Source organism: Spirosoma endbachense, assembly GCF_010233585.1.
Lineage (GTDB): Bacteria > Bacteroidota > Bacteroidia > Cytophagales > Spirosomataceae > Spirosoma > Spirosoma endbachense.
The window spans coordinates 7,196,874-7,211,241 of record NZ_CP045997.1 but is presented as its reverse complement, the minus strand read 5'-3'; the positions used below and the strand labels follow the sequence as shown (position 1 = coordinate 7,211,241).

9 protein-coding genes are annotated in these 14,368 nt (G+C 49.0%); all 9 read right to left on the bottom strand.

Features of this window, described 5'->3' with window-relative positions:
* Positions 1–3: 3 nt before the first annotated feature.
* The gene (gene gnd / locus GJR95_RS29335) at positions 4–900 is read right to left on the bottom strand and encodes a phosphogluconate dehydrogenase (NAD(+)-dependent, decarboxylating) (RefSeq protein ID WP_162389242.1); all 897 of its coding nucleotides are present in this window, start codon (positions 898–900) and stop codon (positions 4–6) included.
* A gap of 69 nt (positions 901–969) precedes the next feature.
* Positions 970–1,326: a VanZ family protein gene (locus tag GJR95_RS29330; protein ID WP_162389241.1), complete on the bottom strand. Its 357-nt coding sequence runs from the start codon at positions 1,324–1,326 to the stop codon at positions 970–972.
* 16 nt (positions 1,327–1,342) lie between these two features.
* Positions 1,343–2,068 carry a gliding motility-associated ABC transporter permease subunit GldF gene (gene gldF, locus GJR95_RS29325; protein ID WP_162389240.1) on the bottom strand — a complete coding sequence of 242 codons (726 nt, stop codon included), beginning with the start codon at positions 2,066–2,068 and terminating at the stop codon, positions 1,343–1,345.
* Between the two features lie 91 nt (positions 2,069–2,159).
* Positions 2,160–2,681 (bottom strand): DUF4199 domain-containing protein, encoded by a 522-nt coding sequence (locus tag GJR95_RS29320; RefSeq protein ID WP_162389239.1) that lies wholly within the window; start codon positions 2,679–2,681, stop codon positions 2,160–2,162.
* 55 nt (positions 2,682–2,736) lie between these two features.
* On the bottom strand, positions 2,737–3,288 hold the full coding sequence (locus GJR95_RS29315; protein ID WP_162389238.1) for a DUF4199 domain-containing protein: 552 nt from the start codon (positions 3,286–3,288) through the stop codon (positions 2,737–2,739).
* On the bottom strand, positions 3,285–4,571 hold the full coding sequence (locus tag GJR95_RS29310; RefSeq protein ID WP_162389237.1) for a dihydroorotase: 1,287 nt from the start codon (positions 4,569–4,571) through the stop codon (positions 3,285–3,287). Before GJR95_RS29310 ends, GJR95_RS29315 begins: the two co-directional genes overlap by 4 nt.
* 118 nt (positions 4,572–4,689) lie before the next feature.
* On the bottom strand, positions 4,690–5,073 hold the full coding sequence (gcvH, locus tag GJR95_RS29305) for a glycine cleavage system protein GcvH (protein WP_162389236.1): 384 nt from the start codon (positions 5,071–5,073) through the stop codon (positions 4,690–4,692).
* Between the two features lie 96 nt (positions 5,074–5,169).
* Complete coding sequence (locus tag GJR95_RS29300; protein WP_162389235.1) at positions 5,170–6,228, bottom strand: aldo/keto reductase; 1,059 nt, start codon at positions 6,226–6,228, stop codon at positions 5,170–5,172.
* 323 nt (positions 6,229–6,551) lie between these two features.
* The gene (gene sov, locus GJR95_RS29295) at positions 6,552–14,177 is read right to left on the bottom strand and encodes a T9SS outer membrane translocon Sov/SprA (protein ID WP_394369968.1); all 7,626 of its coding nucleotides are present in this window, start codon (positions 14,175–14,177) and stop codon (positions 6,552–6,554) included.
* Between the last annotated feature and the right edge of the window lie 191 nt (positions 14,178–14,368).

The following is a 14,368-nucleotide window of genomic DNA, read 5'->3' as shown; positions in this document are numbered from 1 at the left end:
ATTTCACTTTTTTTCAACAGCATGACCCCCAAACTCATTACGAAGAGCCGCTACCACTTTACCTGTAAAGGTGTCGTCCTGTAACGAACGATAGCGCATAATGAGCGAAAGCGCCATGACGGGTGTTGGAACACCCAGGTCAAGAGCCGTTTCAAGGGTCCACTTCCCTTCACCCGATGAAAACATTTTTCCCTTGATCGCATCGAGTCTTGCATCTTTTTGGAAGGCATTTTCGGTCAGTTCCATCAGCCAGCCGCGGATCACCGAACCATTGCTCCACATGCGTGCAACGGCTTCAAAATCAAATGGAAACGGGCTCTTTTCCAATACTTCAAAACCTTCGGCAATGGATTGCATCATGCCATATTCAATGCCATTATGCACCATTTTTGTGAAGTGACCGCTACCCGCCGGGCCTGTGTAGAGGTAGCCGTTCTCGACAGAAATATCACTAAATATACCATGTAATGGCTCAATTACATCCGGATCGCCACCAACCATCGTGCAGGCACCATTCAGTGCGCCACTGATTCCGCCACTGGTTCCACAATCGAGGAAACCGATGCCTTTTTCTAGCAGATAAGCGTGCCTGCGGATAGAATCCTGATAACGCGAGTTACCACCATCAATAACCACATCACCCGGTTGCATAAAGGCAAGTAGTTGGTCAATAACCTTATCGACGAGCGGACCCGCTGGAATCATCAGCCACAAAACGCGTTTTTCGGGTAACGCGTTATACAAGTCCTGAAGCGTTGTAACCCCCTGTGCACCTTCTGCTTTAACGGCTTCAACCAGCGTTTCATTGATGTCATAACCGACAACCGTATGGCCATGACGGACCAGGTTAGCAACGAGGTTGAACCCCATCTTACCTAAGCCAATAAATCCAATGTGCATAATGATCGATGATTTGAGTAGTCAAATTGGTAAATTTTTCTGAGACGCCACTTGCTTAACGGCTAGAATTTAAAAACGATGATTGGGGTATAGTCTCGACCAGATAAGGGCCAGACCTACACCAACAATTGTTCCGGCAAAGTCGGCAGCCAGGTCGGCCCAGTCTGCACTGCGATTAATGGGCAACAGATATTGAAGAGCTTCTATTAAACCTCCTAAAATCAGTCCAGACAGGATGACAACAGTTAGCCGGGTACCAGCCTCCATCCAGAGCAATCCAAAGAGCGCAAATATGGCAATGTGCAGCAGTTTATCACTCCATGTTATCAAAACACCGGGTACCTGATCATGTGGCGTCAGACAGCCAATAAGCATGATAATTGTCCAGCCAATAGCCAGCCAACGGGTTATGGTTAAATAATTCATTCTACTGTGTTCAATTCTATACGGTTGTTTTCAGCCTATTTACTGTTATCAGCAAAAAGAAGGCCATTAAACTTATCAGATAAACGACATTACGCGAGTCTATTAAGCCACGCCCCAGGGCTCGGTATTGCTCATCTAATGCAAAATAGGCCAAATAGTATGATAAACTGCCAAGTATTGACAATCCGGCCAGTGCGCTCAAACCACTATAAAGCAGAAAAGAAAAAAAAACGCCCAGAACAAAAGCGACTACCTGATTCTCATTGAGCGACGACGCCCAAAGGCCAATGGCAACAAAAACACCCGCCAATAAAACAAGGCCAATGTATGATCCGAATACACCGGCTGAGTCGATATTCCCAATCGGTGAACCGAGTTGATATAAGGAGATATAATACAGAAGAGTTGGCAGCAACGTCACGAAAACCAGTAACCAGCTCGCCAGAAATTTTCCACCTACTACTCCCCACCGACTGACCGGCTTGGTCAGCAGCCATTCAAGCGTGCCGGAACGCACTTCGTCGGCAATGGAGCGCATGGTAATGGCCGGTACAAGAAACAGCATGACATAGGGAGTCAGGTTGAAAAAAGTACCCATATCTGCATAACCATTTTCGAGCAGGCTGGTGTCAGGAAATACCCATAGCAATAATCCTGTCACCGTCAGGAACACAGCCATGATGATATAGGCGATAGGCGACGAGAAAAACTGATTGACTTCTTTGCGGAAAATGGCAAGCACAGGGTTTTTAATTATGTAAACAGTGATTAGGTAATTATACAGTATATACGAAAAGACTATACTTGAATTACCAAGTTACCTAATTACCTGTTTATTCAAACGGATTGGTTTTATTCCGGCGTATAAAAGCGGCAATAATTAATGACAAAAGAGCCCCGAAGATGAGCGTACCAAAAACACCGGCAATGAAGGTAAAGCCCGGTGATTGAAATTTTTGTGAAAATTCGAGGGCCTGATCAATCTGCTCATCGGATAATTTTCCCTGCTCTTCCAGCTTTTCGCGTGCCTGTTCAAAAGCCCGTTGCTGAATAGTAGGATCAATAACGACGTTGTAGAAGGTAATGAACGCAGCCGATAATAATCCTCCGACGGCCGATAAGAGTGCGCCAATACCGAATCCTTCGCCATAGCTCATGTAGCCACCCGTACTTGTCCTGTAATCTCGCATGGCTAGAATTAAAAAAGCAACCATGACAACAAGAGTCAATAGATTAAACCAGCCATTACCTGCCTGATCGGTGAGGTACATCACCAGCGTGATGGCGATCAAGGCTAAACCGAGAAAGAGCCCCCATTTCAACGCAATGCGGGTGGAGGACGGTTGTTCGTTCATATTTGTATCGGGCTAGGCTAACAGAACAGTGTGAGAATGTTTTTTGTGGTCAGAACTACTGTAAAACGTTGTAATCCTGCTTACGAAAAATAAGCGAAATAATAAGGACTGGCAGTACTGCCAGTGCCGTTTTTTTCGTCAGCTCATCAGGAAGCAGTACACCGGGTGTCATATTGGAAACCTTTGACCACTGGTCGTTGAATGTATCGGGCCCAAACTGATCAACCAATTGTTTCTTGCCTTCGAGTAATAATTTTTTAGAATTAACGACATACTCAGCAAAGACATCCGGATTGACCTGGGTCACAAAGAAATAGATAAGCCAGGCGGTCACCAGTGCTGCAATAGTGTTCAGCACGTAGCAAATCGTTATGCCTTCCCAAAGATGCAGCATGCCGTGGCCGATGTATTTTCGATAATACCAAACGGCGGCTATCATCATGATGATGTGAATGCCAAAATCCAATACCCGAATATTGCCGAGTGGCGCTATCCCCAGTGCGTAAAGCGCCAGAAAATAGAGAAAACATAAAACACCCGTAGCCAGTCCGCTAAGAAGCGGAATCTTTAACAACGGATGATTGAAATAAGCGAGGATAGCTTTCATGCATTATGGTTAAATTGACCCTGATGCACAGTCCCGATAACACGTCCGGTAAGCGTCTGACCTAAAAAGGGCGAATTTTTTGATTTAGAGAATGTTTGGTCATAAACCCAGGTTCCGGCTGGATCAAAAAGCGTAAGGCTGGCGGGTTGACCTTCCGCAATCGTCACGGACGGTAATCGCAGAATATGCCGCGGACGAATCGTCAGCTTGTCGATTAACTGAGACAGCGAAAGATTTCGATTGTGCGTTGCTGCGAGCGCGAAAACAGTTTCCAGGCCGATGATCCCGAACTCCGCCTGATCAAACTCCAGATTTTTGCTTTCCGCATCCTGCGGAGTATGATCCGATACGATAGCATCGATTGTTCCATCGGCCAGGCCCGCCCAAAGTGCGTCTACATCCTTTACTGACCGGAAGGGTGGATTTACTTTGAGATTGGTGTCAAATCCGGCCAGCGCTGAATCATCGAATACAAGCTGATGAGCTGCAACATCGCAACTGACGGGCGTACCGTTGGCCTTTGCCTGACGAATCAGTTCCACCGAACGAGCCGATGAAATGGTCGAGAAATGAAGAACAGGGCGGACATAAGTATGATCCGCTCCCAGCACATAATCCAGTAGTCGTAAATCCCGCTCAACCATTAATTCTTCGGCTAGAGCAGGGATTCCCTTCAGGCCAAGCAACGTACTCTGGATGCCTTCGTGCATTTGCCCGAAAAGCGTTAGTAACGTTTCTTCAGGCCGATTCATCAACAAGCCATCAATGGGTTGCAGATACTGTAATGTCTTGAGTAACAGGTCTGGATTTTGAAGCGTATGAGTTCCGTCAGTAAATGCTACGGCCCCGGCGTGGTGGAGGTCGAGCATTTCGGTGAAGTCTTCTCCGGCGGCTTTCTTTGTTACGGCCGCCGTAACATGAACGCTTACAGGCTGCCCTTCGGCCATACGCCGGACATAGCCCAGTGGCCCTTTCGAATCAATGACAGGCAGCGTGTTGGGCAAAACCACAATATCCGTAAAACCACCGGCTTTTGCGGCCTGACATACGCTTGTAATGTCTTCTTTATGCTCGAAACCAGGGTCCTGCGCCGATACGCGCATGTCTACCCAGCCTGGGGACACATGTAAATGGTCGACTTCTACAATACGAACGCCCTCATCGACCTGTAGGTTGGTGCCGATTTGCCGGATCAGGCCGTTTATAATGAACAGATCAACTAGCTGTCCGTCGAACAACGAAGCGGGGTCTACAATACGGGCAGAACGGAGTAAGAGTTGCATAACCTTCACCCTTCTTTATTTTCATGAAGAGGGGGATATGGGGTAAAATATAGTTATAAAAAAGGCTCCACGGGCGGTCAGCCTGTCGGAGCCTTCTCATGTTTTGTGAAAGAGTGAATCAGGCACCAACCAATTCCTGATAGGCATCCGCCTTTAGCAATCCGTCATTCTGATTGATGTCGACTGGTTTCACACGAATGATCCAGCCTTCGCCATAAGGGTCGCTGTTCAGTAATTCGGGTGAATTTTCGATCGCTGGGTTTAGCTCCAATACTTCACCTTCAATTGGCAAAAAGAGGTCAGATACGGTTTTAACCGCTTCAACCGAACCGAAAACGTCACCTTTAGCGAGCGATTGCCCAACGGTAGTAACGTCTACATAGACGATATCGCCCAGTTCATGCTGTGCGAAGTCCGTAATGCCGATTAAGGCTGTGCCATCAGCTTCTATCCGAATCCACTCGTGATCCTCCGTATAACTCAGTTCTGCAGGAAAATTCATTGCGGGGTGATTGATTTATACGCACAAAATACGGTAGACTAGCTCGGATTTGCAAATAGCAATGCAGGGGGTTCACCCCAATGTATCAGCCTTTCTTCACTTGACCATCGTCGACTGGGTAGGCGAAAAACTAGCTGGAGCCAGCCTGTCGCGGCCCTGACGCTCAATCATCCATTGAGGATATGGCTTGGGCCGGGCACTAACTTCATCGAGTTGTTCCAGTTGCTCGGTGGTCAGACTGAGATCAGCCGCTTTAATATTGTCGATTAATTGAGCCGTATTTTTAGCACCAATAATCACACTGGTTACGCCCGGTTTAGCCAGAACCCAGGCCAGGGCAATACGCGCTACCGATACACCATGATCTTCGCCAATGCGTTGCATGACTTCGATAATATCGTACGCTTTTTCCTGATCGATGGGCGGGAAATCGAAGCTCAGGCGACGCGACCCATCGGTGGGTTTGTTATCGCGCGTGTATTTGCCTGATAGAAAACCACCGGCCAATGGACTCCAGGGCAAGATGGCCATCTGTTGATCCTGTACCAGCGGCACGATTTCGTTTTCGAGATCGCGACCGGCAATGGAGTAATAATTCTGGGTTGAAACAAATTTACTCCAGCCATACTTATCGGCAATACCATTCGCTTTCATGATTTGCCAGGCTGCCAGATTTGAACAGCCAATGTAGCGAACTTTACCACTACGCACCACATCCTCCAGCCCACGCATGGTCTCTTCCAATGGTGTTGAGGAATCGAAACCATGAATCTGGTACAAATCGACATAGTCTGTCTGTAACCGCTTCAGGCTGTCGTCCAGTTGCTGGATGATTTGTAAACGGCCCAGCCCAACCTGGTTTTTGCCCTCGCCCATTCGCCCCCGAACTTTGGTTGCAATAACAAGTTCACTCCGCGATAATCCCAGGCTTTTGATAGACTCGCCTAAAAGCGACTCTGACTTTCCGAATGAATAAACGTTGGCGGTATCGATGAAATTAATGCCTTCATCGACAGCGGTTTTAATAAGCTCATTGACACTATCCTGCTGGAGTTCACCAATTGCCTGCCAATGACCATCACCACCAAAGGTCATGGTACCCAGACAGATTTCGGACACCTGGACTCCGGTGTTACCGAGAAAATTGTAGTTCATGGTCTCTTTTGTTAATGTACAATAAAGTCAACCAGCAAACGGTCAACTTTGTTGACTGAATTAGGAAGCAAATTTTCGGTAGGGAGATGTGTTTACCAGGAGGGTTGGCAGTATGTCAATTACTGCCAACGCCCATGTTGATTCGCAAAAAATAGTGTATCGATTCTGCTCTGTACAAGCGATGATCTGTAACCGTTGAGCATACATACTCATCCGCCAGATACTTTGCCGTCTGTTGTCGCTTCATAAGCAGGATTGGCTATTTATAGAGCCCGGAACGATAAGTGCCCGACTCTACAAATAGCCAATCCTGCTTATGAAGCTTATTCGGCCAGATTGAACTTCACCTGAATGCCCCCCGCCGTTGTTGCTCGCCGGAACGAGTTCGACACCAGCGGATCATTAAACGTCCGGTCGAAATAGAAATTGAAATTTAACCGGCGATTAACGATGTAACTGATTTGCGGACGTAACTGGAAGTTTACATTTCCAGCTGTAATAATCTGCTCGGCGTCCAGCTTCCGCTGGATGGAGCGCGTATCCCGGAACGTTACATTGCAGGAAAAAGTCAGATCGTTTTTGAGCCGTTTGTAGGCACCATTGATGCGGAACGGAATTCGCACATTCTGACGAGTAAAGCCAATTGATGCCGTCAGGTCTTTATTGCTCAATTCGGCTACCTGCGAGTTCGACAGACTCAGCGCAATATCACGACTTTGGTTGTATTCCAGCCGGCCAGTAACGCGGCTTTTCGTCTGGAATTGAACGCCCAGCATTGGCGCAAACTTCTCCGACATGGTGATCGTACTCATGGCCACCACAGGCACATACTGATTCAACTGGTTTACGATAGCCGCCGGTGAAAAGTTCTGGACAGCCAGGTTTACGTAAGCAGCTCCATATTCGAGATTGGATATGAAATTACCGACGCTGTAGTTCGATGAATAGCTGTGGGTAATCGTAAACGCGCTGAATTTCTTGCGAATAAAATCGAGCCCTGAAAGGCCATTATAATCGATTCGCCAGTTGGGCAGCGGGAAACTATAGAAAGGCGACAGTTGTGCTTTCTCTTTCGGTTGTCCGCTATAGGCAGCAAAGAAAGCCGGGATCAAAACATCCTGCGAGGTTTTGGTATACTGGCCAACCCCTTCTTTATTGAGGTTCGTCAGGCGGTCGAGAAAATATTGGCGATATTCTTCAAAACGATCGAAAATCGGCGACGTATTATCTTTCCGCAGACCGATAAAAGCGGTTCGGAATGACCAGAACGACATACTGAACTGACCGTTCCGAACGGGTGACTGCGTCTCAAATGGCCCACCCTGCGTGGCTGGCCGGTAATATTCCTGATAGGCATCGGAGCGCGTTAGCCGCCATTCGACCTGCATCCTGAAATCTTTAAACGGTTCCAGGGTGGTTCGGGCGCTGAAATTTTTGGCAATCGTCTGCTGGAAAGCCGTATTCTGCACCGTACTCGGCGATAGCCAGCCTTTCTGAGCCGCTTTGTAAGCAATGTTGTAATCCTGACCACCCAATACGAACCCGAGGCCAGGGGCATTTTCCCGACTTAAACCAAAGAACCTGGGCGTAGGCAGGAAGCCCGGCAGAATCGTAGACTCCTGAATGGTATAGGAGAAATTGATGCCCCGCACGGTTAAAAGTGCCCGTGTGAAGTTTTTCAGGATCTTGCTTTCACTTCGCTCAATATCTTCAATATCGCCGGGGTTACGGGCGAAGTTTTTGCGGATAGGGGAGGGCGTATTGGCAAAACGCAGATAACGGATTTTGTTGTAAAGCCGAATCAAGTCGACACGGCCCGTAACACCCCGTTCGCGGTTGTTACGCAGGATATTGCCAAACGGCACGCCCGACGAGTCGGCAACACCAAATGAGTTAGCCTGAAACTGGTAACCAACCCCATAAATTGCATCGGCAGACATCCAGTCGAGTAGCGGAATCTTGTCGAGCGGTAAACGATAGGTAGCCCGGATGTCCTGCACAAAGTTCTTCATCCGGCCCAGATGTTTGATGCTATTAATAATCGAATCGCGTTTGGCCTGCGTGTTTATGTCGCCCGCCGGTTCGTCAATAATAGCATTGGCCTGCGCTTTATACGTTAATACCAGGCTCCGTGTCAGGTTCCAGGTCAGGTCATAATACCGATTGAACAGGAAATATTTTTCGTATTGTGGTGCTATGCCGTTGGTTGTCAGGTCCGAAGAGCGAAGTTGTGTTTTAATGAAACTCCGATCCATGTCCGTGCGAATGGACACGAGCGTTGGCAGTGGGGTCAGGTTAAAATCTTTCAGCCAGCGCAGGTAAGGCGCGTCGAAAGAGGCTTTATTCCGGAATGGCTCGAACGTTTTAGGCTGACCACTGTATGTATACGCAATACCACCACGCGTCTGCTGTTGCAGATACTCCTGCGTCAGGATGTTGGTCCGCTTCATGTCGTTATAAGCATAGGTAAAAGCCAGGTTCTCGAAATCGTAGAAATGTGATTTCGCATTTGGACTGGTCTTTACCTTTCGGACGTTTGAGAAGTTATAGCCCCGGCGTGTGGTATTATCCTGCACCAACTGCCGATAACTAGTACGCTCGGCTCCTTCGGCTTTTGTCGACAGCGACGTTTCCAGGGGCGTATCAGGGTCAAGCGGATCAAAATGAGGATCTACATTCCGGTGATCGTAATTGACATACAACGGAATCCGGAATCCCCAGTTTTGCGGCAGGAATTTGTCCAGTGAGATCGCCGATGAAACACCAAATTCGGATGTTGTTTCGCGGGCACGATCACCGATACGGGTCTGGACACCACCAAAGCCAAAGGTTGTTATTCGGCCGGAAGCCGTTACGGTTGCCACATCGGCCAGTTTCATGTTTACAAACCCAATGGCAGCCATCCCGGCATGCTGGTCGTAGCCATAGGCTCGTAGCTCATCGACCCAAATGGTAAATGACTTCGGACGTTCGCCATCGCCAAGTATTTTTGGGTTTCGCATCCCGATCATAACTGACTGTACTGCGCTCAAATCCGGATTTCCAACTACGGTGAGTCTATAATGCCCGTCGGCCGACATCAGACTATAGGGCAGTGATGTTCGGCGGGTAAGCTCGCGGTTGCGACTCGCTTTCAAATTGATCAGTTCTTCCAGCGCCAGATCCAGGTTGTTGGCTTCGGGCCAGACCTGTAAGCGTAACGCTTCATCATTGGCCGCATCACCCGTGAGGTTAGGCGGAGTATGGATGAGATTCGGAATTTCGATTTCGTAATAGTTGTCCGTATAATCGGTTCCTAACCGAACGAAAGCGGATACCTGGCCATCTTCTTTATCGGGATTGTGCATGTGAAGGAACATCTTGATCCGTTCGCGGAACAACAAGTCCATGTTCGTATTGCGGAAGGCACCGCGTGAATCGCCATCGCGCAGGTTGGTTACACTCATACGCATCGACTGCTCATTGAGTTCGACCGTACTGACCTGCGTATAATCGCGGTCACGAACGTAACCCGGCGGAACGGTGTAGATGTATTTTTCTCCTCCCTGCTGAGCTGCCTGGGTGCTGCTGTTTTCCTCGATGTTAACCGTCGAAACAGTAAACTGGGCATCGTAGGGTTCAGGAACTTCCTGTAAACCACGCTGATTCAGGTCTCCAGTATACTTACGGTATTGGTTGGCTTCCATTTGTAATTCGGCAAACCGCATCACAACCGGCTCTTCGAAATCCGTCATGTACATCCGGATGAATCGCATGGATTTAAAGCCATTGATACCTCCTACTTTACGTGTTGGCTCCCGAATCGGAATCCGGAACTGATACCAGGTAACAACCCCTCCCGGCGCTCCTTCTGACGGCACGGTTACCTGGTCAACAATATATTTATTCTGGCCAACGGCCAGTTTGCCCGGACGCAGATCAAGTTCATATTCATAATAAGCCTCGGTATCGTTGATCGTATTGTCGATGTTGAGGTCTTCAATGTCGGGTAACGTCGACGACGCGGGGGTTAAAAACTGATTCGTGGATGTGTTTTCGGGCGAGTTGTTTTCCATGCCCATGTAATTTTTATACCGGGCTACGATGTATTTCTGCTGGTCGGCCTCTTCGCCCAGATAGAACTTGAAGTCATCACCAGCCGGATCCTGTTCAATGGCAGAAAGCGCCATTGGATTAGAAACCCTGGTTCGGATCGTATTTAAATAACTCTGGAAGCGCGTTTTTTCGGCTGTATTCCCTAAACCGTCCAGACCGATATCCTGCCTTTCGCGACCTCCACTCTGGAAGGCGTTTGTGACAAACTGTTGATTCGGTGCGCGGCCCCAGGCAGTTTGCTCCGTTCCTGGGTTGCGTGAATTAACCGTCGAATCGATTGGGAAACCGTTCTCAAACTCATACCGACTGTCTTTAATGACATCTTCCGAAACGTCGCCGATGTTGAAGAAGAGTTTGCCCCCCTTGGTGTTACTCGTATTCTGAACGGTAGGGTCGCTACTACCCCGAACTACCCCGGCAGTGCCCTGAACAAACGGGTCCATGAGCCAGAACGTTAGGTTTTCAATGTTGGCGTTATCGAAGTCGATATCCGATGCAATAGCTCGTGTAACGGCCCCAAAATTTTGCCTTGGATTGGGTAATCGGCCGTTCGGGTCAAGGTTGGGGTTGTAATTGTACATACCCCGTTCTGCCGGAAAAAACGATACATCCAGAATACTTTCGGGTAACTGGACGGGACGAACCGATCGGCCGGGGAATAAATCCTGCGGCAGGAAATACCGTTCATAGACGTTTTTCTTGACCTCATCCGGATCGACATTCGATACGACACCCTGCGAGCCGGGCGTATAGAGAGTCGGGTCGACGGAGTAGACCGACATCCGGGCCCGGTTATAGGCTGATTCCAGCGGAGTCTGGAATGAACCTTGAGGAAACTGTTGGGGAGTTGCCCCCAGCCGCCAGCGTGTTGGCTGACGTGTCAAATCAAAAATGGTCCGGGCAGCCTCAAAATCGTCCAGATAACTTTCGTTTCGGGCGCGGGGGTTGGTGCCGGGCAGCAGCTGAGCGACTTCTCCGCTGACCTGAATGGTCGACAATTCTTTCGTTTGCACCATCGGTAGCTTATCCAGCAGCCGGGTTAAACCCGGTACATCTTTCCGAATATTGGCACTTAGTCCAAGAATGGTGTTGTTGACGGGTTCATTACCAAGCGCGACCCGAGTCAGATAACCTGCGGGGGTTTCTTTCATGTGCATGGCCGTAAAGCCAAGGCTTATGTCACGGTTGATGGTATAGTCCAGGTGAGTACCGATCAACGACCGGATCTGATTCTGGAACAGGTCAGGTTGTTCGTAGCTGATCCGGATTTCGCGACCCGAATTGCTGACACTTTCGTTGACGATACGCAAGCGGCCGGTCTGGGCCTCGAAAACGTAGTCGGCACCCGGTGAGAGTGGTACACCACCGGCCGTTACGGTGATCGACTGTTCATTGACACCGTACGGTAATTGAACTTCGGCACCGCTGCCTGACTGGAAAGATCCCTTCAGGAAAAATTTATTCCGATCGGCCTGTTGTTGCGCGTCGGCCAGGGTTGTTTTGTAGAGTTGATTGAAAACGTACTTCGCTTTTAGTGCATCCTCATCAGCCCCAAACTGTCGTTCCAGGTAGGAGCCGAAGGGTTCCAGCACAGGAAAGATAACCTTCCCGTATCGACTATCGACCGTAATGTTTTCGACAAAATCAAAGTTGCCGTCGGGTTGTGCGTCTAGTTGCTGGTTTAGTCGGTCCATACCGAATACCTGCACCAGCGGTCGGTTCTGCGTCAGGCGACCTTCCTGAAGATTGGGGTTATCGATACCGGTCAGATCATCTTTGTAAATAATCCGTAACTGAAATCCCTGCCGAACAATCTGTGCCGTATTGAGCGAGTAAATGTTCTTCATCATCAGGTTCCACATGGGCAACTGGAGGTTGTTGCGTATGGTCGATGATTTCAACAATTTCAGCACCAACACTTCATCATCCTTACGGGACTGATAGTCTTCGGTCAGTTCACCAACTTTGTAGCGACGGCCCTGATAGGTGTATTCGTAAGCAACCGCCAGAATTTCGTCGTTGCGCAACGGGGTCACCAGCGAAATATAACCCAGATCGGCCTGAAGCTTGTATTCACGGTCAGTCAGGCGCTTCGAGCCTCTCAGGAAATCATAATCCGTTCCTTTGGCCAAACCATACGAAGTGGTCAGCTGGTCGGACGTTTGGTCGACCTGTCTGAACGGTGCATTTGCATTTCCCGTCAGTTTGGTAAATAATCCGTTGGCTGCATTATCGGCAGGAGTTCGGGCATTGCGTGAAAATGGCTGGAGATTGGCGTTCGTTTGATTGTATGGATTACCTTCCCCTAAATCCTGGAACCCAACAATATTGCGCAGCGATTCGGTTGTGTTGGTACGGTTAGTGACGTAGACTTCAATCCGGGTAACGTTTACACCAGACGTTACCTGTGGTAATGACTTGAGTGATTGCTCATAAATATTCCGGAAAAACTGCGACAGGAAGAAGTGTCGGTTTTCATCATATTGGTCCGCCCGAATTTCAAAGGGCCGGTTCGAAGTACCACCCCTCAACACGATTTCGGCCTTGCGTGATCGTTGCTGGGATAACACCACCGTTGCGTTCAGTTTGCCGAAACGCAGTTGCGATTTAACCCCAAATAGGTTCTGCACCCCCGGAATCAGCTGACTGTTAACGGCCCAGCTAATATTACCAACTTCCAGCCCCTGCAAAATGCTTTCGTTCTGGGGCGTAAAACCGGGTAAACTTCCATTCGCTCCCGGAACGCCCGGCAGGTTGGGCGTAGTTGGTAAATTGGGTAGATTAGGTAGCCCCTGACCTGTACCGAAGGCTGGTAATCCACCGCCAGGTTTATAGTTTACTTTTAACGCGTTTTCAAAATTGAAACTCGCTTTTGTGTCGAAATTGGCTAATACGCCCAGTTTTTCGCCGATTTTACCGTTGAAATTGATACTGATCTGCTCATTAAAGAGAAAATTGCCGTTCCGTCGCTGGCGTATGGGTAGTACCGGGTTATCGATAAATTGATAGAGGTAGCCAAAATCGAGGGTAACGAAACCATTGGGTTTAAAATCGATATTGCTGCCACCAAATAATCGATCAATAACAGGCGGGAGTTCTAATTTTGGAATTAACCCCCGGCCAGTTACCGCGCTTTGCCCTTCGCTGCGGGCGCTATACTCACGCAACACGTTTTGCCCGACGCGCTGGTTCTGAAGCTGGTTATAGGTCGATAGGGGAACTGACTCAGAGGGTCGGTATGGCATGCCAAACTGCGACGGCGGGAGTGCCAGGCCCGGTACAGGAATACCGGGTGAAATAGTGCCTGGTGTCGTAGTACCCGGTGCGGCTGCATCCGGAGATACAGCCGTCGAACTGCCCGGTGTAGCGATATTCGTTCGTCCCTGTACGCTGTTTGGGGTAGGAGGGCCCGACAGTGATACGCCCGAACGAACACGTTCTGCAATATTGACTTTGCCCTCGGGGTCAAAATGAAAGTCGGTCGAAACACCCTTTGGATCACGCAGGATAAACGGTGATCGGGATGGTCGTTCTGAAAAACGCGTGGCACGCCGGTCTGGCCAGTTGACGGTTGGCCGTCGATTGGCACTACGAACAGCCCTGATGCTATCCGTTCGGTCTTTTATGGCCTGTTTGATCGAGTCGGCCCGCATCGTGGCACGTCGCCGGGCTTCGGCACGGGCAGAATCCTGAGCGGCCTGTTGACGACGGCCAGCTGCCCCCCGCCGAGTAGGGGTAGCTGGCTGGTTTTGAGCTATAGCCAGACTAGTACCCAGTACAATCCATAGTATGGGTATTAGCGTCCTGTTTCGTGTAAACACAATTCTCCCTACGGCTGGGAAACAGGTATTCATTAAGTATTTGTGAACAAGGTAAGGGTTCACCATTGACGATACTTTCAGGTTCGGTAGTGGTAGTGCGTTCAGACGCCTTACCTTAAACGGCCAAAATCGAGCCAATCGTCTAATCGATTGATAGATTTTTTAAAAGAAGAGCAAACAATCGTTCATGAGTTGTTGTTTCCGTTCGACCGATCGTAAAATTA

What these genes read in the sequence shown, in the direction of transcription:
- GJR95_RS29300 (WP_162389235.1), bottom strand. Translation starts at nt 6,228, where the DNA reads ATGAACTACAATTTTCTCGGTAACACCGGAGTCCAGGTGTCCGAAATC.
- GJR95_RS29315 (WP_162389238.1), bottom strand. Translation starts at nt 3,288, where the DNA reads ATGAAAGCTATCCTCGCTTATTTCAATCATCCGTTGTTAAAGATTCCG.
- GJR95_RS29330 (WP_162389241.1), bottom strand. Translation starts at nt 1,326, where the DNA reads ATGAATTATTTAACCATAACCCGTTGGCTGGCTATTGGCTGGACAATT.
- sov (WP_394369968.1), bottom strand. Translation starts at nt 14,177, where the DNA reads ATGAATACCTGTTTCCCAGCCGTAGGGAGAATTGTGTTTACACGAAAC.
- gnd (WP_162389242.1), bottom strand. Translation starts at nt 900, where the DNA reads ATGCACATTGGATTTATTGGCTTAGGTAAGATGGGGTTCAACCTCGTT.
- GJR95_RS29310 (WP_162389237.1), bottom strand. Translation starts at nt 4,571, where the DNA reads ATGCAACTCTTACTCCGTTCTGCCCGTATTGTAGACCCCGCTTCGTTG.
- GJR95_RS29320 (WP_162389239.1), bottom strand. Translation starts at nt 2,681, where the DNA reads ATGAACGAACAACCGTCCTCCACCCGCATTGCGTTGAAATGGGGGCTC.
- gcvH (WP_162389236.1), bottom strand. Translation starts at nt 5,073, where the DNA reads ATGAATTTTCCTGCAGAACTGAGTTATACGGAGGATCACGAGTGGATT.